This window comes from Nostoc sp. (assembly GCF_036917515.1).
Classification (GTDB): domain Bacteria; phylum Cyanobacteriota; class Cyanobacteriia; order Cyanobacteriales; family Nostocaceae; genus Nostoc.
Map to the genome: position 1 here is coordinate 46,727 of NZ_JBALDE010000079.1, position 19,328 is coordinate 66,054.

The following is a 19,328-nucleotide window of genomic DNA, read 5'->3' on the forward strand; positions in this document are numbered from 1 at the left end:
TTGCAATTGTGATGAATTCTTACTAGTAAAGGCACACTTACTAATCTAAATATCTGTAGCTATGGCGATCGCATATTTTTACTTTCATGCAGAATTGAATCATTTTTTACCACGGCATCACAAACAGGTGAGAATCTCTCATTTTTTTGAGGAAAAAGCCTCAATTAAGGACATGATTGAGTCGTTGGGTGTCCCTCATCCAGAGGTGGATTTTATAAATGTTAATGGTGAATATGTAAATTTTTCTTACATAGTTTCCGATGGAGACACTATCAATGTTTATCCAATTTCAGCTAGGAAGGTCATTATACCAAGCGTTTCTGTTCTGTCAAAACCGCTCAGTATTATCCGTTTTGTTTTAGATATTCATTTGGGGAAGCTGATGACATCTTTACGACTTTTAGGTTTTGATACTTTATACCGCAATGACTACGAAGATGAAGAATTAGCCCAAATATCCTATACTCAAGGGCGGATTCTCTTGACTCGTGATAAAGGTCTATTGATGCGTAGTTTGGTAACGTATGGGTATTATGTTAGAAACACTAACCCTGAACAACAAATTGTAGAAGTACTGCAACGTTTCGACTTATTTAAATTAGTCTCGCCGTTTCAAAGGTGTTTGCGCTGCAATGGATTATTAGAACCTATAGATAAACAATCTATTATTGAACAACTACCAGAAAATGTGCGATCGCAGATTGATGAATTCCAGCGTTGCCAAAATTGTGATCGCATTTATTGGAAAGGATCACATTATGAACGATTACAACAGTTTATTGATGGAGTACTTAACTCACAAAAAGATGAGTAGCTGAGTCATGCCAATTATTTAACCAGCTGAAATATTGCCACTAATTATTTGACTACCACCGATTCTTGGATCTTCATCTTGGCGATTAAAATCATCAGGAGTGGGATTTTGCTTACTTTGTCCACTAACTTCTTCTGGTTCAATGGTATCTGCCTCTTGAGCTTTATCAACATCAAGGGAAATAGGAGGTTCTTTGGCATGAGAGAAATCAATGAGTGGCTTGGGTTGATTGGGAGTCATAATTTACTAAATTAGTATGGCATTTTCTTTAGTGTTGAATTTATTTTGCTTGCAAACATCTTTTCTTGAGAAAGAAACCACTTATAGGTATAAAAAACTATGACATTAATTTTAGCTCTCGATTTTGGCGGAACTAAGCTGGCAGCAGCAACAGTAAATATCGGTTCCAGAAAGTGGTTGCATTATGAACGTCGTCTCTCGCCAGTAGATGCAGATGCTAAAACTGACTTGGAAATTATGCGATCGCTAATTTACTCTCTGTTGCAAGGCACAAAACCTGCTGCGATCGGTGTCAGCTTTGGCGGTCCTGTAGATGCTTCCACAGGGACGGTGCGACTTTCTCATCATGTACCTGGATGGGAAAATATTCCGCTCAAAGCCTTGTTGGAGGATGAGTTTGGCGTTTCTGTTGGTGTAGATAATGATGCCAATGTTGCGGCTTTGGGTGAACAGCGTTTTGGTGCGGGACAAGGATACGATAGCCTGTTTTATATAACTGTCAGCACTGGCGTGGGTGGTGGTTGGATACTCAACGGTCAGCCTTGGCGGGGTGCTGGTGGGATGGCTGGTGAAATTGGACATATCGTTGTCGATCCTGCTGGGCCAGTTTGTTTGTGTGGGAAGCGAGGATGTGTGGAACGTTTGGCTTCGGGACCTTATATGGCGCAAAATGTTAGGGAAATTTTGGAAAAGGAACCGCAGAGGCGCAAAGGACTTAAAGATAAAGAGATTTTGAGGGGTTTGGTAGGGGATAATTTAACGTTGCTGACGGGACAGTTGGTAAGTGAGGCGGCTGCTGCTGGGGATGATTTGGCAAAGCAAGTTTTGCACAAGGCTGCTTGGGCGCTGGGTGTGGGTATTGGCAATGTGGCGAATTTGATGAATCCGCAGCGCTTTGTGTTGGGAGGCGGGGTGACAAAAGCGGGGGAGGATTTTTGGCAGGTGGTGCGTCAAGTGGCGCGGGAGACGGCTTTACCGGAAGTTGATTTTGAAATTGTGTCGGCGGTTCTAGGGGATGATGCGCCTTTATGGGGCGGTGTGGCGATCGCTTCTATTATGGTAGAGGCATTAAAGTTCTCAGTAGAGTAATTACCTCGACAGTGATTTCATCTGGTGCTTTGCAAGCAAACTCGACTTTTCTTTCTTGCCAGTCGAAAGACTTCACCTGGTCTGCCAGCACTACTCCTGATACTGCTAAACCTTCTGAAACAGTTACTTCAAATGGATATCCCTTGACTTTCGTAGTAATTGGACATACTAAGGCTAGTCGGACTCGACGATTATATTGAAATGGTGAGATGACAAGAGCAGGACGTCTACCTGCTTGCTCACGTCCAATTTGAGGTGTGAAGTTTATCCAAATAATATCACCCTACTTCGGTATGTATAATTCAGAATCAGAATATTTCATGACCTACAGGCTTTCCACTGTCAATTTCGCCATGTAAATTATCAGGTGTTACTCGTGACAGTAGTTCATCGAGGTCATGTACTTTTTCAGTTAAGTAAGGTATGCTGCTCGTAATGCTTTGCAATGCTAACGATTCTATAGATTGACCAGTTAATTCAGCAAGATGATCCAATTGCTCAAACAGAGCTTCTGGAATTTCTAAGGTCAGTTTTTGATTAGTCATCTTTGGGGAGATTTGATTGTTGTTTTCTTGAATTATGAGTTTTATGGTAAAAATAATATTTTCTTATTTCCATTTTAAGTCAAAACCAAATTATCTCGATGAATCACGGTTTCTGCACCGGCATAACCTAAAATTGTGGAAATTTCTCGTGAATGACGCCCAGAAATCTTTTGCAGTTCATTGCTGTTGTAATTTACAAGTCCTCTGGCAATTTCATTACCGTTAGTGTCACATAATTGCACTGCATTTTGTGTGTTAAACTCTCCTTCTACCGCCTTAATTCCAGCCGCTAATAAGGATCTTCCTGCTAGAGAAATTGCTGCGATCGCGCCTTCATCTAAATATAATTTCCCCGCAGGTACAAGTCCGTAAGCTATCCAACGTTTACGCGCCGAAGTTGGTTCCGGTTGCGGTTCAAAATGTGTACCAATCAGTTCGCCTTGAATAATTTTTTCAATATTCCGGGGAAATCGCCCTTGGGTAATTACGGTACGCACTCCAGCTGCGATCGCAATCCTCGCAGCCGAAATTTTTGTCACCATCCCACCAGTACCCCATCGAGAACCTTGAGAACCTGTTTGTATTTGTAATTGAGTTAATTCTTTAATGCTACTCACTAAAGCGATCGGCCGTGCATCTGGCACGGAACGCGGATCGGCTGAGTATAGCCTATCGACATCGGTGAGCAAAAATAGCCAATCTGCTTCTACTAGGCTGGCAACCAATGCTGAAAGAGTGTCATTATCACCAAATTTTAGTTCGTCTATCACTACGGTATCATTTTCATTTACTATGGGGATCACTCCCAGCCCCAATAATTCCTGAAAAGTGTTGTAGGCATTGAGATAGCGGCTGCGCTGTACCAAGTCACTGCGAGTCAGTAATACTTGGGCGATCACCTGTTGCAAAGTAGTAAATAAATCATCGTATATCCGAATTAACCTACCTTGTCCAACTGCTGCTACAGCCTGTTTGAGTGCGATCGCTTTGGGACGTTCAGTTAAACCCAACCGCGCACAACCAACGCCTACAGCGCCAGAAGACACCAAAATCACTCGATGTCCTTGGCGTCTTAAATGGCAGAGTGTTTCCGCCAAAGTAGCGATGGTAGAAAGTGCTAATTGTCCCGTTTCTGGTTGAGTTAGGCTAGAAGTGCCGATTTTGACAACAATAGTTAGTGGCATCTAAAAAGTGAGGAGTTAGGAGTGAGGAGTTAGGAGTTGAATTAAATTCATAACTCATAACTTCTAACTCCTAACTCAATTTGTAAAGCGCCAATCCATCTATAGTGAAGGTTGACGCTTTACGTAAGTATATTTACTTATTATGAGTTAGGGTCTTTTTTGGCTGACCCCATGTTATTAATACTTATGATCCCCGATTTTTTGGTTCCAGTAAGATTCCTTAATTATTTCTTTAGATTTACTTTCCTGACGATTTCTCAACTTTTGTGAATCTTCTTTTTCTTGGGAGTAATAGAGGCTCCCAAAATTTCAGATATCCAAACTTCAAAGTTGCGGACGGGATGAGAGCGGAGAGCTGCGTCGGCATGAACAATCGGTTCGACTAAAATGGTAAACATTCCCAGGCGATTACCTGCTAAAACATCGGTGAACAAGCGATCGCCTACCATTCCTACTTGATGCACTGGTAGATCCATTCCCCTAAGTGCTGCTCTAATTTTGCGTCGGGAAGGCTTGGCTGCACCTAAGTAGTAAGGTAAGTTGAGCGATCGCGCAATTCCACCAATTCGCGCTTCACTGAGATTGTTACTCACCAAGCACAGTGCAGTACAGGTGCGGATTTGCTCTACCCACTCTCGTAGTTCTGGGGAAGCTATCCCCACTGTAAAGGGTACTAAAGTTTCATCTACATCCAATACCAGCCCTTTAAGCCCGTATTTTTGGATAATATCTGGTGTTAGGTTCAACACTGAACCCTCTAAAATCAAATCAGGCTGTAAAAGATTGTTCCAGACCATAATCAACAGTCAGTAGATAGCTAAGAAAAATGAGCATAACCCAATATAGTTTAGTTAGTCGAACTCCATCCTAGAATGTCTCCCTGAACATTTTGAGATAAAATCCCTAAAATCTTATCTATCTCTTTAATGTAATAATTATTCAAATCAATAAATATATCGTTTTCCTCTAACTTCAAAAACTTCCAAATTTCCCTTGTTGTTACCGCACCGTAAATTTTTCTAATTTCATTTCCTTCTTGTTGATTAAACAGATGTGCTGCCAATATTGCGGCTGCACATTGACCTAATTCACCTTTAATATTTTCATTTTTGGCTTCAATAATAACTACCACTGGTACATTAATCGTTAGCTGTTCTTTAGAACGACTAATAATAAAGTCACAGTATCCATTCAGACCTTTTTCTGCATCTACATTAAAATCTGTTCCCGAAAATAAGCTAATTAGATAATTAGCCCTGCGTCTTACCTCCAACAATGTCGGAGTGATAATCATTTCTGAACGAGCTTTTTCAGTATTAATCGCTAAAGCCAGTTCTGTAGTTTCTTCTAAAGAATTTTTGAGTTTCTCACTTGCCTGTAAAGGTTCTATGTCAGCACATAAATCAGTTTCTTCATCAATGCGGATGCTGAATGACTTTTTAAATTTACTTAATGTAAAATTGCTATAAGCCATTTTCAGCACCTTATACTAATTTGGTATTTTAGCTCGTGGAATTAAAAATTCCTACCAAAATGTTTTTTCCAGGATTTTAAACAATACTAGTTGCCCCAATATAATGTTAATGTTTCATTGCTTCCAACATTTAATGGGATATAGTAAAAGATTTAAGTAAATTGTGATTTCAATGAAAAACTACCAATTAAAAAATTCAAAATGGAAATATTACATTTTGAATTTTTAATCTTATTCAACTTCATTAAAAAGATGTTCTTCTAACAGAGGCTGCACTTTGCGGAACTCTTCTGGAGAAAGCAATTCAGGTTCACCTGTTTTTGTTATCCGTGCAAAAAATAACAGGGGATCTAGGGGTGTATAAATTGCATACTCCTGATCTTCATCATAGAAGCTAGCGAGTAGCTGTAATTGCTCAGGCTCTAAATCTGCCTCTTCATCTTCAATTTCTAAGGTGAAAAGTTCTGATTCTTCTACTGGCGGTAAATCACCTGCGACTGTCAGAGCATAGGCTGTGTTCTTGAGTATCAAGTTTTGCTCAGATAGTACAGCTTGGGCATTAGCAAAAATTTGCTCAATGATGGTGTCATCTTCTACCAAAACTGCTTCTTCTTCCTCACCGTCACCTTCCCAAGAAAAAATTTCTACAGGTGAGTCTACAGGAAGAAGCAAAACGTATTCTTGTCCATCTACCTCTAGGGAATGCTCTACATAACAGTCGAGCGATCGCCCTTTGTCATCGGTTAAAGTGATGGAACCCGCATGAGCGTTATCATTTTCTTCAGGAAATGGAGAGGAAAACATAGCCGAAATGTAGAAATTTAATAAATACCAGCAAGTTTGTCAATCGCTTAACTATTTAATGACATATCATGTCAAACAAATAGCTTTATACGTAGATACAACTGCTGGCTAATCGTTTTCAGAATATCATGTTAAAAGGTATCAATATTCAATAGCCGCGATTGAGCTGCGGGAGTTGGCACGTTTAACATCCAGCCATTGTTGCAAAATCAAAGCCGCTGCCTTGCGGTCAATTAAACCTTTATTACGTGATGGGGAGCGGTTTTCAGCTATCAGCAGTTGCTCTGCTTGAAATGAAGTTAATCGCTCATCCATATATTCCACAGGCAAGTTTAGTGCTTTAGCAAGTCTTGTAGTAAATTTCTGAACTTGACGAGCCTGAAATCCTAGTGAGCCATCCATTGAATAAGGTAAGCCCATAACTAAAACTTGCACCTCACGTTCATTAACGATTTGTCGGATTTGCTCAACATCGTGCTCAAAAGATGTGCGCTCAATTGTGGTGATTCCCGTGGCAATTAAACCCGTGCGATCGCACCCAGCCACACCAATCCGCTTGCGGCCAAAATCTAGTCCCAACGCGGAAATAAATGGTTTTGGTTGCTCTTGGGATATCACATTACTTCTCCTGCTGTCCATCTGCTGATTCAGCAATCGGCGATGTTTCTATGCTAGGATTTTTTACCGAAAAGTTAATCGGTTCTGGCTTGCTTGGCAGAGGTTTGTCTGAGGATGGTAACTTTCCTGGTTGTATCCATGACATCCCACCTGGTATAGGTTTACGAGTAGGTTGTAAACCTTGCAGCATATCAGTCCACTGCATTCCTTCTAAGGAGACGAATTTTGACTCTCGTAGCTTGTGCCACACAGAGCGAGACATCACTAATGTATGTTCTATGCGTTTTGCCCCAATTCGCTCTAAATATTCTTCTCGCTCTGCCTGATAGTCTGAGGATGCTAGTTGTAACCCTTGCTGGGGAAAATCTTGGGCAATGCGAGCTAGTTGAGATAGTAATTCTGGATAAAGCCAGGTGTAAGCAGGATGAACTGTCAGCGTTGCAGCATGGGGAACTTCACCTTTGCGATCAAGTTGCACCTGAAAATAGCCGATCGCAGCTTTGCGTTGCGGTTCAAATACGTAACCACTAACTACTTCTGTTTTGGTTAGCCATTGCTTTACTGCATCAGTTAAAGCGCCGAATAAGCTGGTTTTAAAGTCGCGGGTATTGCGGTCAAAAACCTGACGTACTAGAGGTGGCATCGATGCCGTATCTAATTGATATAGCAACTGGGCATCAGCATTACTCACAGGCAAGAGGTTGGGCAAGTCTGGCTCTGCTTGCGCCAATTCAGCCAGTAATTCTGGCCCAATTTCCCAGTATGTCATTTCTGCTAGACGCTGGAATCCATTTTGCCGATATAGTGCCAGCGCCTCTATGTCATTGATATTAACTTCCAGTAGCCAAGTGCGAGCTTCCAAAATCGACTCAAAACAATGACGCAAAAGTTGCGAACCAATTCCTTGTTTATCGACACCACGTTCTAGTAGCACTTGATCGATCCGCCAAGTACTGCGTGTGCGGTTAAAAGGCGACACTTGAACCATCCCCAAAAGTATCCGCCCTTGCTCCGCGACATAAGCACAGAGGCGATACTGTAGCGGGTTAGGAAACCAACTTAAAAATTTGAGTAATCCATACCAACGACGCAGCCTTTGCATCTGGCTGATGGCAAAACCTGCTCCCTTAGGAGTGAGGGCTGCGAATGACTCTTGAGTTATGCGCTCAATTCCATCCAGATCCCGGTATTGGACTGGTCGGATAACAACGCTGAGGTTTCTGGGAAGTAATGAAGTCATTTTTATTCGAGCCGCCATTTAGCCTTAACTAACTGCTCTTCAAAGGAAGGAACTGCTGCAATAATCTTAACTAGTTTCTGCTCTCTACTATTGTGCCAAAAGGGTGATTTTAGTAACTTAATACTTAAAAAGCAGAAAAAGCAGACCTTGTGATAACACCATTGGCATTGACCCAACAACATCTGCCCTTATTTTATTTGAATTTTGATTAAAATTTGTATATATTTTATAACCCTTGCCGAGAAACAAGCTTTTCAAAGTGAGCTTGGGTTTGATGGAGTAATTGGTGGCGACTATCTACCAGTGTTTGCTTCAGTGTTGGAACAAGATTGCGAGCTTGTAGAGTCATGTGAAGTTGCAGGTTGGCGACATATTCACTGAAATCTTGATTCATTTCATCTGCGCCGGCATCCGTTAATAAATTTGATTTCATTGCCACTGTGTTCTCCTGTGTTAATCCTGTGCTGTCTCTCTTCATGACCAAAAATTATCACATTGTTTGGACTAACTTCTTTATTTGCAATGAAGTTTAACGCTTCTTAGGGATAGCGTGCCCCTTAAAATCTCAAACCAACACCACCTTGTACTGAGATAGCTGTACCACTACTATCTCGGTAGGCATCAAAAGCAATAATGGCATTGCCAAAAAGAACAGTATTGCTATTTGGGATCATATAATCAATACCCGGTTGTAAGGCAAAACTAATTTTGTCGCCCACAGGAGAAGAATCACCACCACCAGCCAAAACTAATCCCGCGCCCAGGTAGGCATCAGCTTGCCAGTTGAGGGGTAAATCGTAAGAAACCGTTGGTACAACAGCTGTATTACTACCAATTAACACTTGGGCACGCAGTGAAATTGGTGCTTCCAAAAGCTTGTAGCGCCCTGCTATGACTCCTCCAAATTGGATACCATCGGTAAAACCAACAGTGGGGCCGATACCAACATAACTACCATAAGCTACTTGAGCTTGTGCTGGTTTCGTACTCGCCAGACTCAAGATCAAACCAGCCCCCAAAACTGAAACCAAAGATGGAATATATTTCATAACTAACTTCTCACACCATTTTGAATTTTGTCCTTGGACATTGGGCATTGGGCATGGGGCATTGGTTATTTGCCTTGTCTATTCTCGCCCCTTTAGCCCTCTGCTCTCTTGCTCACTCTATTCTACGGGCAACGGGGATGAATACCTCCTTGAGTACAAATGTACGCTAATTGCTTGGCATCTAAATTTTTGGCTTGAGAAAAATCAACGCCTTGGACTACGGCAGATACTGAACCTAAATCTGGGGTTTGGACAAATTGATCTGCTGGATCTTGTTTACTAGGAGCGAGAATTGCTCCTTTAAAATCTGCTCCAGCGACATTTGCCCCTCGTAAATCTGCAAGGCTTAGGTCGGCATTTTGCAAGTTAACGTTTTCCATTTGGGCAGAACGTAAAACAGCACCAGTTAAACGAGTAGCACTCAGGTTAGCATTGCTGAGATTAGCACGATCCAAATAAGCTCCTGATAAATCTGCCCCTTGCCAATCAGTGTTAGTTAAGTTGGCAAAAGATAATTGCGTTCCGATCGCAGTGGTGCGACCTAAACGCGCTGCATATAGATTGGCTTCGTTCAATTTGGCATCGCCTAAATCTGCCCCAGTCAAGCTGGCTTTTTCCAAAACTGCGTTTCGCAGATCGGCTCCTACTAATTGGGTGCTGTTGAGTTTAGCATCATATAGACGCGCGTTGGATAAGTTGGCTCTGTTAAGAGTGGCGCGACTCAAATCGATCCGGTTCATCAAGACGCGACTGAGGTTAGCATCAGTAAGATTGGCTTGCTGCAACTGAGCTTGGCTTAAATCAGCCATTACATCGTCGTAAGTATCCCAGCGTCCATCTTCACCTACACTTCGGAAGCGGGTACCCTTAAAGCTGGCTTGGTTAAGATTTGCAGATTTAAACTTAACTCCTGATAAATCAAGATTGTCCAGTACCAAGTTGAAGTAGGAACTTCCTGAAGTACCGCTTTGACCTAATTGGCTACTACTAAGGTCAACACCCTCGATTTTTTTGCCGCTGTAAACAGAGAGAATCTTGTTGATTGTCCGCTGGTTTCTTTGTAGCCGCCCTTGCCGTAATTCGCGCTCTTTGGTTGCAGTGCTACCCACAGATTCCAGTTCGCTGACCAAAAACTGATTTTTATTTTTGAGTTCCGGGATGGCTTGGGGCCCGACAGTTGTCAAAGCTTGTTGAATTGTATCCAAGAGGCTGGGGTTCGTTTCGCTAACTAATAAATCCGCAAGAAATTTAATGGATTGTGGGTCGTTAAGACCACCCATAGCCAGAATTGCACTTTGACGTTGCTCATTAGTCGCCCCAGAATTGGGAGTCAATTGTTTGACGAGTTCGAGGAATTGTTGGCTGTTGATTTGCTTGGTTGCTCGCTGGGATTGTTGAATTTGGATATAAACTTGAGTGCCAATTAAAGTTGCCAACACAGCAGTCATACTCGTCAGCCCTACCCCAAACAAAGTCAGATTGGGATTTTGCTGTATCCGCCGCCACAAATTAGGCGACTGGCTGGTTTTATCTGCCGCTAATTCTTCACCCTGTTGCCATTCTTCTGCTTGATCGCGATCGCCAGCAGACTGAGTTTGTCTGTTGCTAGCTAAAACTGCATCGATTGTATAAGTACCTGCAAGTTGATCGTGGAGTGCGCGACGCCCCCGACGCGACGGTAAGCCTATTCCTTCACCCACAATCATTAATAATGACAAAAATGTGAATAATCCTAAATTCGGAAAAGCAAAGCTGTAGCGCCACAGCAGATAGGCGATGGAAATAGGTACAATCCAACGCCCAACGCCTTCTCTGATCACAACTGCCCCCAATCCCGGTGGCTTCCCTTGCTCGTTGACAACCTGCACTTTTAACCAACGTTTCGGAATTGTGCTACCAGTCTTAGCTAATAAATACAATTGCCACCACGAGAGAGTTACGGGCGCTAACAAAGCGATTGTCCACAAAATATTAGTCGGCCATGCAACGTTACGGATGCCATAGCTTACAGGTAGAGCTAAGGGTCTGGCGATCGCTCTTTCTGTGACTACCAATACGGGATTAAGCGGCACTCGGTTCAGATTGCTTCTAGAATTGGCATAGACACCAATGCCGAAGGGAATTAACCCACTAGTAACCACTAGTGTGATTTCAGCCGCCCAAGCAGCAAAACGTCTACTTGCTAGCAGTAGCGAATTGGCTCTTTCCGATTTTTTTGACTGACCAGATTGATTACTAGTTCTTCTGACAATTGGTGACGTCATCGTATAGTTTCCTTTGATATTATTTCTACGCCGCGATCGGCACAATTAAAATAGACTAAGCTAATCAGCAAAAAGAAAAGCATATTGAAATAGAATTTAGGAGTTATAAGTCAGGAACCGTTTGTATTTTGGCTCCTGACTCTCATAACTTCAGGCATGCAAAGTAAATGCATATCAACTTATTGCTTGCGTTGAAAGCTACCAGACACAAAAAATTTGTATCCAACATACACTAACGCTGCCAAAAGTGCCAGACTGATTACAGATGCAACTAGTTTAAACACTGCTTGCAGCATCGCCAAGCCTACTAGTACCGTCACACCCGAAACTACCAGCTTTTTCGCACTAGATAAGCCGTTGAACCAAATCTGAAATCGCTCCAGTTGCAAGTTGAAGCTGGCAAAAACAGACTGGGGCGTTTGTTTTTGTTCTTGTGAAACCACCCTAGGCGGGGAATTAATCTCTGCCTCTAGCTGATTGAGGCGACGCTGTAAGTCTTCTTCTGGTTGAGGATTCATCAATCTTTCTTACCTCAGTAGCATACTTATTCAACAATAGACCAACCAAATTCTATTTTTGGTGGTTGTCTTAGTGATTTTAGCTAATGTCTGTGAGTGCAAGACCTTTCTGGACAGGGAAAAATTATATTTTTTTTGTTGCTTTCCAGACATCAATAATTGTAGAGATGTTGCAATGCAACATCTCTACAGATATACACCTATTAAATCTTCACAAATAATTATTAATGGACTGGTATTGCTTTATACGGCAGCTTTGGAAACTAAAACGGATTGCTGTCGTCTATATAGATCAGACTGTATAACAATATTGCTCTAAAAAAATCTGGAGCATTAATTAAAATGAAGACGCTTAGGCTACTTGCAATTATTCCTACAGCTTTGGCGATGAGTTTGGTTTTCACTGAGGCTAATTTGGCACAGACACCAACAATCCAAATTAATCGAAATTCCCAACCAGATCCATTAATTTTGAACGGAAAGTCTGGGGGAACTGTCAAAAGTAATTGTGGCAATATTACCAGTGAACCTAATCAAGTTATCCAAGTTACAGAGTCACTACCTTATTTGCGATTAGTAGTAGAAAGTAAAGGGAAGCCAACACTGTTGATCAACGGGCCTGGGGGGCGCTTTTGTGTACTAGCAGATAGTTATTCTGGAGGTAAGTCAGAACTTTCTGGTTATTGGCAGGCAGGAAAATACTTGCTGTATGTGGGCGAACTATCCCCGCAACAGTATACTTACACCCTCTCAATCTCGCAAAAAAATAAATAGTTGTCATTAGTCATTAGCAAAGGACAAATGACTAATGACTATTCTTCCAGTGATTTGGCTGGAACTTCGACAGCAGTGACATCAATTGTGCCTTCTGGTGTGAAGCGCTGAAAATGACTATTTTGTACTAACAGTAACTCCTTACAGTTAGGACATTGCAACTGACTGTTATTTAAACCTGTAAATTCATATCCACAGACGGGACACCCATCGGCAACCAAGTTGCGTTGCAACCACCAGCGAAAGCCAAAAAAAGCCACAATAGGTGCCAACAACAGCAACCCGAAAATAATTAACAATGAATTAACCAACCAACCCAAGCCCACTGACGCCAGCAACCAAATAACTGCCAGCAGGGTGAGCCAAGGGCGGAGATTTAAAAGATTCAATTGAAATGACTTAAAGCTCATTTTTTAAATATCGTCCTGCTCTCCTTCTAGGATAGCGATTTTAGTCATTAGTTTATGACTCAGTTTATTAGTCATTTGTTATTTGTTATTTTGACTCAAATGCGCTTCATTACTGAGGATAGCAGCATTTTTTGCAAGTGCTGTTGGAAGGCATTTATGCCAAACAAAGCGATCGCCTGTTTTCGCAGCCACTCTCCATTACATCGCTGGTCATCCCCTTGAAGCATTTCTATACAAGCTGCTGCTACAGCATCAGGACTGCGGTGTGGTACTCGCCATCCCAGTTTACCATCCTGCAAGGGGTCAGCAGAACCATCGTTGTCACCGGATAATACAGGTACTCCACAAGCCATTGCTTCTAGATAAACTATGCCAAAGCCTTCTTGCGAAGGCATAATATAGGCATCAGCAAGGCGGTAATGTTCCATTAATTCTTCTGTGGCAACGAAACCAGCAAACACGACGCGATCGCTCACACCTAAATTTTCTGCAAGTTGAGCTAATCGCGGTTGGTCATCACCGCGACCAATTACCAAATATTTCACTTTTGGAAAAACCTGAGCGATTTGTGGTAATGCCCGAATGGTGACATCTACACCTTTGTAAATATCTCCTGACCATAACCGCGCTACTGTCATTAACACTTTCGCACCAGTTAAGCCATACTTCTGGACTAATTCTGGTTGTTTGGAACCAGGAGTAAATTTATCCCCATCAATTGCACAAGGCAGCATCTGTACCATTTTTGGGTTTAGACTATTGGCAATACAAGCGCGATCGCGGCTGTAGCGACTAATTGTCCAAATTCTATCTGCTGATGTCAGGGCGCGACGTTCCTGATTTTTCAACGGTTCCCAGACTTCTTTGCCGTAAGTTAGTACGGTGTAAGGAATCCCCAAGGGCTGGCAAAGTGTTTGGATTAATACTGCTAAGTTAATGTGACCGCAGAAAACTTGCTGCGGACGGCTTTGCAACAAACACTTCAGTAAAGCTACTGCCATTTGCAATCTCCCCAAATAGGGAGACTGATTTTTAAAGTAATGAAATTTTAAGTTCTCTTCTTCAAATGGATTTAAGCTATCAGCACTATCTCGCAGCAAAAAAACTTCTGCTTTATAATCTTGACTCAATCCCAAATAAGCGCAAAAAATATCTTTTATATACGATTGAATACCACCTTCGTGAGCAAAAATTTCTAAAAAGACGAAGACATGGTTAGTTTTTTTGTTAACTTTATCACCTAAATTCAGGTTTTTTGTCACTGTAGTGATGTGCATCTTGAGGCGAGAGGAATATATCACCAAACATTTCTGAACTGCTGGCTTGATAAAATCTAGTAGACAAACCAACTTTTCGTACTACTTCCAAGAGCCTAGTAGCAGTACCAGTTATTAAATCTAGGGTTCCCAGTGTGTCGTTCCAGGAGTCGGGTACAAAACTGGGAGCCGCCAAATTGTAGATTTCTTGGGGACGCAGTTGTTCAACTGCGGTCAACAGTGCCGCATTATCCCTCAAGTCAACCGTAAAAATTTCTACCCGATTTGCCAGTATTCCCAGTTTTGTCAAATTAGGTTGTCGATGTGAGGGTACTAATCCGACAACTCGATAACCACGGTTGAGGAGCAAATGACTGAGATAGTAGCCATCTTGACCAGTAATTCCTGTAATTAGGGCTGTCTTAGTCATATGTCCCCTATTCTGTCTATCTCTTTAAGCACTAAATAGCACTTGTTAGAGAACAAACATTAAGACTCTCAACACTGCTGACAAATCTTAACAAGGGAGCTTGTGTAACTCGAATGCTATTTTTACTATATTCACTAATTCTTTTTATACAAAAATCTTATTTGAGATTTTACAAAAAAATCATAATGAATAAGCAATTTTACGTAAAAAACATATTACTCTAATTTAAATCATATTCAAAAAGGAGTATACTTTTATCAATCAAATAACTATGTATTTCAGCAGAAACGGCTCTATTTTAAAGTGAGTGGCTCAACCTTGAGCAAAATTTTTGTTAGTTTGGTGACGACTATATGAGAAGTTTTATTTGTTTGACCCCTAAGTGCAATCAAGCTAGCAAGAGAGTTTTGTAGAGAAGACAAGCCGTCGTTTTTTCTAGGCGCACTTCCCTACCTCCACTCCGCTCACAAGCCAAAATTGACATCAGAAGTATTCTTACCTTCCTTTATCCTTGACTATTTCACTGTTGCTTTTGTGCTTCTACAGAGTATTTGACAATGAGCAAGCAATTTCTACCATCCTCACCACGTTCGTATACAACCCGGTCAGCCAACCGCCGAAGGAGAAACCATCCATACCCACCGACTTGTAGAGTACCTGGGGCTGGCTCTGCGAGCGCATCAGGATTGAAAGGTTTTCCATAATCCCAAATTCTAATCTCTAGTCGGTCAATCCACAGATAAACGTTAATCTCAATGGTTGTTTCCGGGGGTAAAGCATGATGAGCGTGACGAACAGCGTTGGTAAAGCCTTCTGCTAATGCTAAATTGAGGCGATCAAGTTGGGTTTTTGACCAGCCAAGTTGAGACAAGTGTTGCAGACAAAATTGCTCAAACCATTCTTGCACCTGGTTTAAGAGCCTGAGTTCGCTCTTAACCGTCAGATGGTCTTGCTGCACTATACTAAGCATTAACTGTAAGTTGAATATAAGTAAACCCAAGTTGCTAGTTATTAAATTCTGCGTTGTTCGCAAAATTTCTCTGACAGAAAAAAATCTAAATTGACATCTTTTATGTACCAAAATACAAAACATGAATGATTTTGGCTTTCTGAGGGTTGTAACTAGCAACTTAAGTTAAGTAAGTAATGTTTGTATTTGTTGACTTTTGATGATTAGAGATTTTGGAATAGATTTTCCATCCAAAACTTCAGATCCCAGATGCAGTCTGAAACTATTGAAGAAGAATTCAGAATGCAATCAGTGGGGGATTCACATCTCCACTGTATTATTGACCACTAATGAAAGCATATTATTTAGTGGGGGACTTAAACCCTTTTATTCAGATGCTCTTGCTAGCTTGCTTAAGAGTAGGCTACGCGAACTAGTTTTGCGTAGCCCTATTAGCTTTTGCTTTCAGAATTTAATTCTGAATTCTGGTTTCTGGCTTTCTTGTTAAAATTGACGCCTGTTGATTGTTTTCAAAAGCACATCTGCATCTGCTCTTGAAACTCACAGGCGTCAAAGCACTTTCTGGTGACTAATTTAGAATAGTCCCAAGGTCAAAGATTTATCCAATGGCAAAGCAGCACCAATACCCAGCCACAGGGTGACAAGAGTACCAACGAGGAATACTGTGGTTGCAACTGGACGGCGGAAGGGGTTTTGGAACTTATTCACGTTCTCAATAAAAGGAACGAGGATTAGACCTACTGGTACGGAACCCATTGCTAACACTCCTAAAAGTTTATTAGGAAGCGATCGCAAAATTTGGAAGACTGGATACAAGTACCACTCTGGCAAAATTTCCAATGGTGTGGCGAAAGGATTTGCTGGTTCACCGGTCATTGCGGGATCTAGAACAGCTAGAGCCACAATCGCAGCGAAGGAACCCATGATCACAATTGGAAAGACGTAAAGTAAGTCATTAGGCCAAGCTGGTTCACCATAGTAGTTGTGACCCATGCCTTTAGCAAGTTTGGCTCTTAACTGAGGATCGCTCAGGTCAGGTTTTTTTTGTGTTGACATTTTGAAATGTGTTCTCCTGCTTAAATTAAATTAAAGCATTTGTGAAAGCTATCAGCTACTAGGCAACCAACAGGCGGCAGCATTTGTGTCTATTTCCGGTCAGCCACCTAGAGTTTTATCTACAGTTTTTGGCTTCAGATACAAGTATTTGTTTTTTGGAACTTATGTGCAATTAACTTCTTGTGTTTCATAAGTTTAAAACAAATAACTCGATCTGAAAACTGACAAATGTTGCCTTTCGCTAATAGCTAAGATTACAAAGGCCCGGAAATGCCTTGCTTGCGGATCATCAAGAAGTGAAACAGCATGAAAACCGCAATCAACCAAGGCAGTACAAAGGTGTGTGCGCTGTAGTAGCGAGTTAGTGTTGCTTGACCAACACTCGAACCGCCGCGCAGCAGGTCGGAAATCAGAACACCAACCACAGGAATTGCTTCTGGTACACCGCTAACGATTTTCACAGCCCAGTAGCCAACTTGATCCCAAGGTAGGGAATAGCCGGTGACTCCAAAGGAAACGGTGATCACAGCCAGGATAACACCACTTATCCAGGTCAATTCGCGGGGCTTTTTGAAACCACCGGTTAGGTAAATCCGGAAGACGTGCAAAATCATCATCAGCACCATCATGCTGGCAGACCAGCGATGGATAGAGCGAATTAGCCAGCCGAAGTTGACTTCATTCATGATGTACTGTACTGAGGAGAAAGCTTCAGTAACTGTTGGCCTGTAGTAGAATGTCATGGCAAATCCAGTAGCAAACTGGATGAGAAAACAAACCAGGGTAATTCCACCCAGGCAGTAAAAGATATTGACGTGGGGAGGGACGTACTTGCTAGTGACATCTTCAGCGAGCGCCTGAATTTCTAGGCGTTCTTCAAACCAGTCGTAAACGTTGGCCATACAATCTCAAGTCCCTAAGAATCGGTTGCGGTTGATAAATCCCGAAGTTCTGAATCGGCAGAAGCCATTGCTCAGACTTCTCTCCCAACTAGTAATTTTGGGATTTTAGTAAAGGGGAGTTTTTAGAAAAGCTTTTCAGCTTTTGGCGTGCTAATAGACTTCAGAAACTTTACACTCTGTAAAGATGGAATATATTGCGATCTCTTTACGCCTCTACACACAAAATGGTGGACACAAAGTAGATTTTATCCTTTGGTGAGTGGATACGAGGCATCAGTTGACTGAACAACTTGATGAGAAAAATGCACCACTTCTATAAAAAAAGTAACATAATCGAGAGATAGATTTCATCAACAACAGAGGAAGTGGGCATTATCTAGGCAATTTGGGTTGAGGTGGAATTGATAATGGGGTTCATGAACAAACAAGTCTTTCGGGTTGGATTTTCACTGTTAATGGCGTTTTGCTTGACGTTGGGTACGCTTACTCAGTCGGCGGTGGCTTTGACGGGGGAACAAAAGCTGGTTTCGGAAGTTTGGCGAATTGTTAATCGTACTTATCTAGATGAGACCTTTAATCATCAAAACTGGGCAGCCGTCAGGCAAAAGGTTCTGGAGAAGCCACTAGCAGACTCAAATGCCACTTATACGGCTATTGGGAAGATGCTCAAAAGCCTCGACGATCCTTTTACTCGTTTTTTAGATCCAGAACAGTATCGCAGCTTGCAGGTTAATACTTCTGGGGAACTGACTGGGGTAGGATTGCAAATTGCCCTAAATCCTGAGAATGGGAAGTTGGAAGTAGTGGCTCCTATCGCAGGTTCACCGGCGGATAAAGCGGGGATTAGACCACGCGATCGCATTCTCAAAATTGAAGGCGTTTCCACAGAAAATCTCACCCTTGATGAAGCTGCAACCAGAATGCGCGGGCCAAGTGGCAGCCTTGTTACTCTTGTGATCGAACGGGACGGAGAGGCAGAAACGGAAATTAGATTGACACGCGATCGCATTGCTCTTAACCCTGTGGTTTCAGATTTACGTGTTTCTACTGAGGGTACACCCATTGGCTACCTAAGTCTTACACAATTTAATGCCAACGCTTCAATGGAATTGGCACACGCTATTTCTAGTCTAGAAAAAAAAGGCGCTGCTGCCTACATTCTAGATTTACGAAATAATCCTGGGGGTTTATTGCAATCAGGAATTGAAATCGCCCGTCTGTGGTTAGACTCTGGGATTATCGTCTACACTGTTAACCGACAAGGCATTCAGGGTAGTTTTGAAGCCCTTGGGCCAGCCTTGACGAAAGATCCTCTGGTGATTTTGGTGAATCAAGGAACTGCTAGTGCCAGTGAAATTCTCGCTGGCGCACTCCAAGATAACCATCGCGCCCAGTTGGTAGGCGAAACCACCTTTGGTAAAGGTTTAATTCAATCCTTGTTTGAATTATCAGATGGTTCGGGTTTGGCAGTGACAATTGCGAAGTATGAAACTCCTGAACACCGAGATATTAACAAACTAGGTATTAAGCCGGATAAAATTATCTCCCAACCAGCCATTAATCGCGAACAGATTGGCACCGAAGCGGATCTGCAATATCAAGCAGCAGTCGAACTTTTGGTGAAAAACTCGATGGTGGCAGGGAAAGCTTGAAGAAGGAGACAAGAAAACAAATCAGGTGAGGATTCACAC

General features: G+C 42.0%; 22 protein-coding genes and 1 pseudogene. 4 read left to right on the forward strand and 19 right to left on the reverse strand.

Going from position 1 to position 19,328, the window contains the following annotated elements:
• Window positions 1-61: 61 nt before the first annotated feature.
• Entirely contained in the window at window positions 62-814 is a 753-nt protein-coding gene (locus tag V7K89_RS09665) for a Mut7-C RNAse domain-containing protein (RefSeq protein ID WP_335186578.1), read from the forward strand.
• Between the two features lie 18 nt (window positions 815-832).
• Here V7K89_RS09665 and V7K89_RS09670 read toward each other — a convergent pair whose 3' ends face one another.
• Window positions 833-1,054, reverse strand: coding sequence for a hypothetical protein (locus V7K89_RS09670; RefSeq protein ID WP_335186580.1), 222 nt, complete (start codon window positions 1,052-1,054; stop codon window positions 833-835).
• A gap of 99 nt (window positions 1,055-1,153) precedes the next feature.
• Between V7K89_RS09670 and V7K89_RS09675 the strand changes: the two genes are divergently transcribed.
• On the forward strand, window positions 1,154-2,143 hold the full coding sequence (locus V7K89_RS09675) for an ROK family protein (RefSeq protein ID WP_335186582.1): 990 nt from the start codon (window positions 1,154-1,156) through the stop codon (window positions 2,141-2,143).
• On the opposite strand, the gene V7K89_RS35810 is transcribed toward V7K89_RS09675, so the two are convergent.
• The 12 genes from V7K89_RS35810 to V7K89_RS09735 all read right to left on the reverse strand — a co-directional run bounded on the left by V7K89_RS35810 (window position 2,109) and on the right by V7K89_RS09735 (window position 11,839).
• Entirely contained in the window at window positions 2,109-2,420 is a 312-nt protein-coding gene (locus tag V7K89_RS35810) for a type II toxin-antitoxin system PemK/MazF family toxin (RefSeq protein WP_442941627.1), read from the reverse strand. The genes V7K89_RS09675 and V7K89_RS35810 overlap by 35 nt on opposite strands.
• Before the next feature lie 31 nt (window positions 2,421-2,451).
• A complete protein-coding gene (locus V7K89_RS09685) occupies window positions 2,452-2,688 on the reverse strand; it encodes an AbrB/MazE/SpoVT family DNA-binding domain-containing protein (protein ID WP_335186586.1) in 237 nt (78 codons plus the stop codon).
• A gap of 74 nt (window positions 2,689-2,762) precedes the next feature.
• On the reverse strand, window positions 2,763-3,872 hold the full coding sequence (proB, locus tag V7K89_RS09690) for a glutamate 5-kinase (protein ID WP_335186587.1): 1,110 nt from the start codon (window positions 3,870-3,872) through the stop codon (window positions 2,763-2,765).
• Window positions 3,873-4,129: 257 nt separating this feature from the next.
• Window positions 4,130-4,669 carry a YqeG family HAD IIIA-type phosphatase gene (locus tag V7K89_RS09695; protein ID WP_335186589.1) on the reverse strand — a complete coding sequence of 180 codons (540 nt, stop codon included), beginning with the start codon at window positions 4,667-4,669 and terminating at the stop codon, window positions 4,130-4,132.
• Between the two features lie 50 nt (window positions 4,670-4,719).
• Window positions 4,720-5,346: a hypothetical protein gene (locus V7K89_RS09700; RefSeq protein ID WP_335186591.1), complete on the reverse strand. Its 627-nt coding sequence runs from the start codon at window positions 5,344-5,346 to the stop codon at window positions 4,720-4,722.
• A gap of 231 nt (window positions 5,347-5,577) precedes the next feature.
• Window positions 5,578-6,150, reverse strand: a complete 573-nt coding sequence (locus V7K89_RS09705; RefSeq protein WP_334815065.1) for a DUF3727 domain-containing protein — start codon at window positions 6,148-6,150, stop codon at window positions 5,578-5,580.
• 141 nt (window positions 6,151-6,291) lie between these two features.
• Window positions 6,292-6,789, reverse strand: coding sequence for a Holliday junction resolvase RuvX (gene ruvX, locus V7K89_RS09710; RefSeq protein ID WP_335186593.1), 498 nt, complete (start codon window positions 6,787-6,789; stop codon window positions 6,292-6,294).
• On the reverse strand, window positions 6,770-8,026 hold the full coding sequence (locus tag V7K89_RS09715) for a GNAT family N-acetyltransferase (RefSeq protein WP_334911972.1): 1,257 nt from the start codon (window positions 8,024-8,026) through the stop codon (window positions 6,770-6,772). Before V7K89_RS09715 ends, ruvX begins: the two co-directional genes overlap by 20 nt.
• A gap of 208 nt (window positions 8,027-8,234) precedes the next feature.
• Window positions 8,235-8,441: a hypothetical protein gene (locus V7K89_RS09720; RefSeq protein WP_335186678.1), complete on the reverse strand. Its 207-nt coding sequence runs from the start codon at window positions 8,439-8,441 to the stop codon at window positions 8,235-8,237.
• A 124-nt stretch (window positions 8,442-8,565) separates the two neighbouring features.
• Window positions 8,566-9,057: a hypothetical protein gene (locus tag V7K89_RS09725; RefSeq protein ID WP_335186679.1), complete on the reverse strand. Its 492-nt coding sequence runs from the start codon at window positions 9,055-9,057 to the stop codon at window positions 8,566-8,568.
• A gap of 122 nt (window positions 9,058-9,179) precedes the next feature.
• Window positions 9,180-11,321: a pentapeptide repeat-containing protein gene (locus V7K89_RS09730; protein WP_335186595.1), complete on the reverse strand. Its 2,142-nt coding sequence runs from the start codon at window positions 11,319-11,321 to the stop codon at window positions 9,180-9,182.
• Between the two features lie 179 nt (window positions 11,322-11,500).
• Window positions 11,501-11,839 (reverse strand): hypothetical protein, encoded by a 339-nt coding sequence (locus V7K89_RS09735; RefSeq protein ID WP_335186597.1) that lies wholly within the window; start codon window positions 11,837-11,839, stop codon window positions 11,501-11,503.
• A 342-nt stretch (window positions 11,840-12,181) separates the two neighbouring features.
• Here V7K89_RS09735 and V7K89_RS09740 point away from each other — a divergent pair, with 342 nt between their 5' ends.
• Window positions 12,182-12,613, forward strand: coding sequence for a hypothetical protein (locus tag V7K89_RS09740; protein WP_335186599.1), 432 nt, complete (start codon window positions 12,182-12,184; stop codon window positions 12,611-12,613).
• A gap of 38 nt (window positions 12,614-12,651) precedes the next feature.
• Here V7K89_RS09740 and V7K89_RS09745 read toward each other — a convergent pair whose 3' ends face one another.
• The 6 genes and pseudogenes from V7K89_RS09745 to petB all read right to left on the reverse strand — a co-directional run bounded on the left by V7K89_RS09745 (window position 12,652) and on the right by petB (window position 17,637).
• Window positions 12,652-13,023: a hypothetical protein gene (locus V7K89_RS09745; RefSeq protein WP_334911977.1), complete on the reverse strand. Its 372-nt coding sequence runs from the start codon at window positions 13,021-13,023 to the stop codon at window positions 12,652-12,654.
• 95 nt (window positions 13,024-13,118) lie between these two features.
• Complete coding sequence (locus V7K89_RS09750) at window positions 13,119-14,300, reverse strand: glycosyltransferase (protein ID WP_335186681.1); 1,182 nt, start codon at window positions 14,298-14,300, stop codon at window positions 13,119-13,121.
• Window positions 14,299-14,709 (reverse strand): annotated as a pseudogene (locus V7K89_RS09755) (GDP-mannose 4,6-dehydratase); the annotation flags it as partial. The gene V7K89_RS09750 and the pseudogene V7K89_RS09755, both read right to left, overlap by 2 nt.
• Window positions 14,710-15,229: 520 nt before the next feature.
• Window positions 15,230-15,679: an ATP-binding protein gene (locus tag V7K89_RS09760; protein WP_335186601.1), complete on the reverse strand. Its 450-nt coding sequence runs from the start codon at window positions 15,677-15,679 to the stop codon at window positions 15,230-15,232.
• Window positions 15,680-16,252: 573 nt separating this feature from the next.
• Window positions 16,253-16,735, reverse strand: coding sequence for a cytochrome b6-f complex subunit IV (gene petD, locus V7K89_RS09765; protein WP_094352635.1), 483 nt, complete (start codon window positions 16,733-16,735; stop codon window positions 16,253-16,255).
• Window positions 16,736-16,989: 254 nt separating this feature from the next.
• Window positions 16,990-17,637 (reverse strand): cytochrome b6, encoded by a 648-nt coding sequence (gene petB / locus V7K89_RS09770; protein WP_335186603.1) that lies wholly within the window; start codon window positions 17,635-17,637, stop codon window positions 16,990-16,992.
• 407 nt (window positions 17,638-18,044) lie between these two features.
• On the opposite strand from petB, the gene ctpA reads away from it, so the two are divergent.
• Complete coding sequence (gene ctpA, locus V7K89_RS09775) at window positions 18,045-19,289, forward strand: carboxyl-terminal processing protease CtpA (RefSeq protein ID WP_335186605.1); 1,245 nt, start codon at window positions 18,045-18,047, stop codon at window positions 19,287-19,289.
• Window positions 19,290-19,328: the final 39 nt, after the last annotated feature.

Bases quoted from the DNA above. Each gene is read 5' to 3' on its own strand.
- V7K89_RS09670 (WP_335186580.1), bottom strand. From the start codon at position 1,054: ATGACTCCCAATCAACCCAAGCCACTCATTGATTTCTCTCATGCCAAA.
- V7K89_RS09665 (WP_335186578.1), top strand. From the start codon at position 62: ATGGCGATCGCATATTTTTACTTTCATGCAGAATTGAATCATTTTTTA.
- petD (WP_094352635.1), bottom strand. From the start codon at position 16,735: ATGTCAACACAAAAAAAACCTGACCTGAGCGATCCTCAGTTAAGAGCC.
- V7K89_RS09705 (WP_334815065.1), bottom strand. From the start codon at position 6,150: ATGTTTTCCTCTCCATTTCCTGAAGAAAATGATAACGCTCATGCGGGT.
- V7K89_RS09735 (WP_335186597.1), bottom strand. From the start codon at position 11,839: ATGAATCCTCAACCAGAAGAAGACTTACAGCGTCGCCTCAATCAGCTA.
- V7K89_RS09715 (WP_334911972.1), bottom strand. From the start codon at position 8,026: ATGGCGGCTCGAATAAAAATGACTTCATTACTTCCCAGAAACCTCAGC.
- V7K89_RS09740 (WP_335186599.1), top strand. From the start codon at position 12,182: ATGAAGACGCTTAGGCTACTTGCAATTATTCCTACAGCTTTGGCGATG.
- V7K89_RS09745 (WP_334911977.1), bottom strand. From the start codon at position 13,023: ATGAGCTTTAAGTCATTTCAATTGAATCTTTTAAATCTCCGCCCTTGG.
- V7K89_RS09725 (WP_335186679.1), bottom strand. From the start codon at position 9,057: ATGAAATATATTCCATCTTTGGTTTCAGTTTTGGGGGCTGGTTTGATC.
- ruvX (WP_335186593.1), bottom strand. From the start codon at position 6,789: ATGGACAGCAGGAGAAGTAATGTGATATCCCAAGAGCAACCAAAACCA.
- V7K89_RS09750 (WP_335186681.1), bottom strand. From the start codon at position 14,300: ATGCACATCACTACAGTGACAAAAAACCTGAATTTAGGTGATAAAGTT.
- V7K89_RS09675 (WP_335186582.1), top strand. From the start codon at position 1,154: ATGACATTAATTTTAGCTCTCGATTTTGGCGGAACTAAGCTGGCAGCA.
- proB (WP_335186587.1), bottom strand. From the start codon at position 3,872: ATGCCACTAACTATTGTTGTCAAAATCGGCACTTCTAGCCTAACTCAA.
- ctpA (WP_335186605.1), top strand. From the start codon at position 18,045: ATGGGGTTCATGAACAAACAAGTCTTTCGGGTTGGATTTTCACTGTTA.
- V7K89_RS09720 (WP_335186678.1), bottom strand. From the start codon at position 8,441: ATGAAATCAAATTTATTAACGGATGCCGGCGCAGATGAAATGAATCAA.
- V7K89_RS09760 (WP_335186601.1), bottom strand. From the start codon at position 15,679: ATGCTTAGTATAGTGCAGCAAGACCATCTGACGGTTAAGAGCGAACTC.
- V7K89_RS09730 (WP_335186595.1), bottom strand. From the start codon at position 11,321: ATGACGTCACCAATTGTCAGAAGAACTAGTAATCAATCTGGTCAGTCA.
- petB (WP_335186603.1), bottom strand. From the start codon at position 17,637: ATGGCCAACGTTTACGACTGGTTTGAAGAACGCCTAGAAATTCAGGCG.
- V7K89_RS09685 (WP_335186586.1), bottom strand. From the start codon at position 2,688: ATGACTAATCAAAAACTGACCTTAGAAATTCCAGAAGCTCTGTTTGAG.
- V7K89_RS09700 (WP_335186591.1), bottom strand. From the start codon at position 5,346: ATGGCTTATAGCAATTTTACATTAAGTAAATTTAAAAAGTCATTCAGC.
- V7K89_RS09695 (WP_335186589.1), bottom strand. From the start codon at position 4,669: ATGGTCTGGAACAATCTTTTACAGCCTGATTTGATTTTAGAGGGTTCA.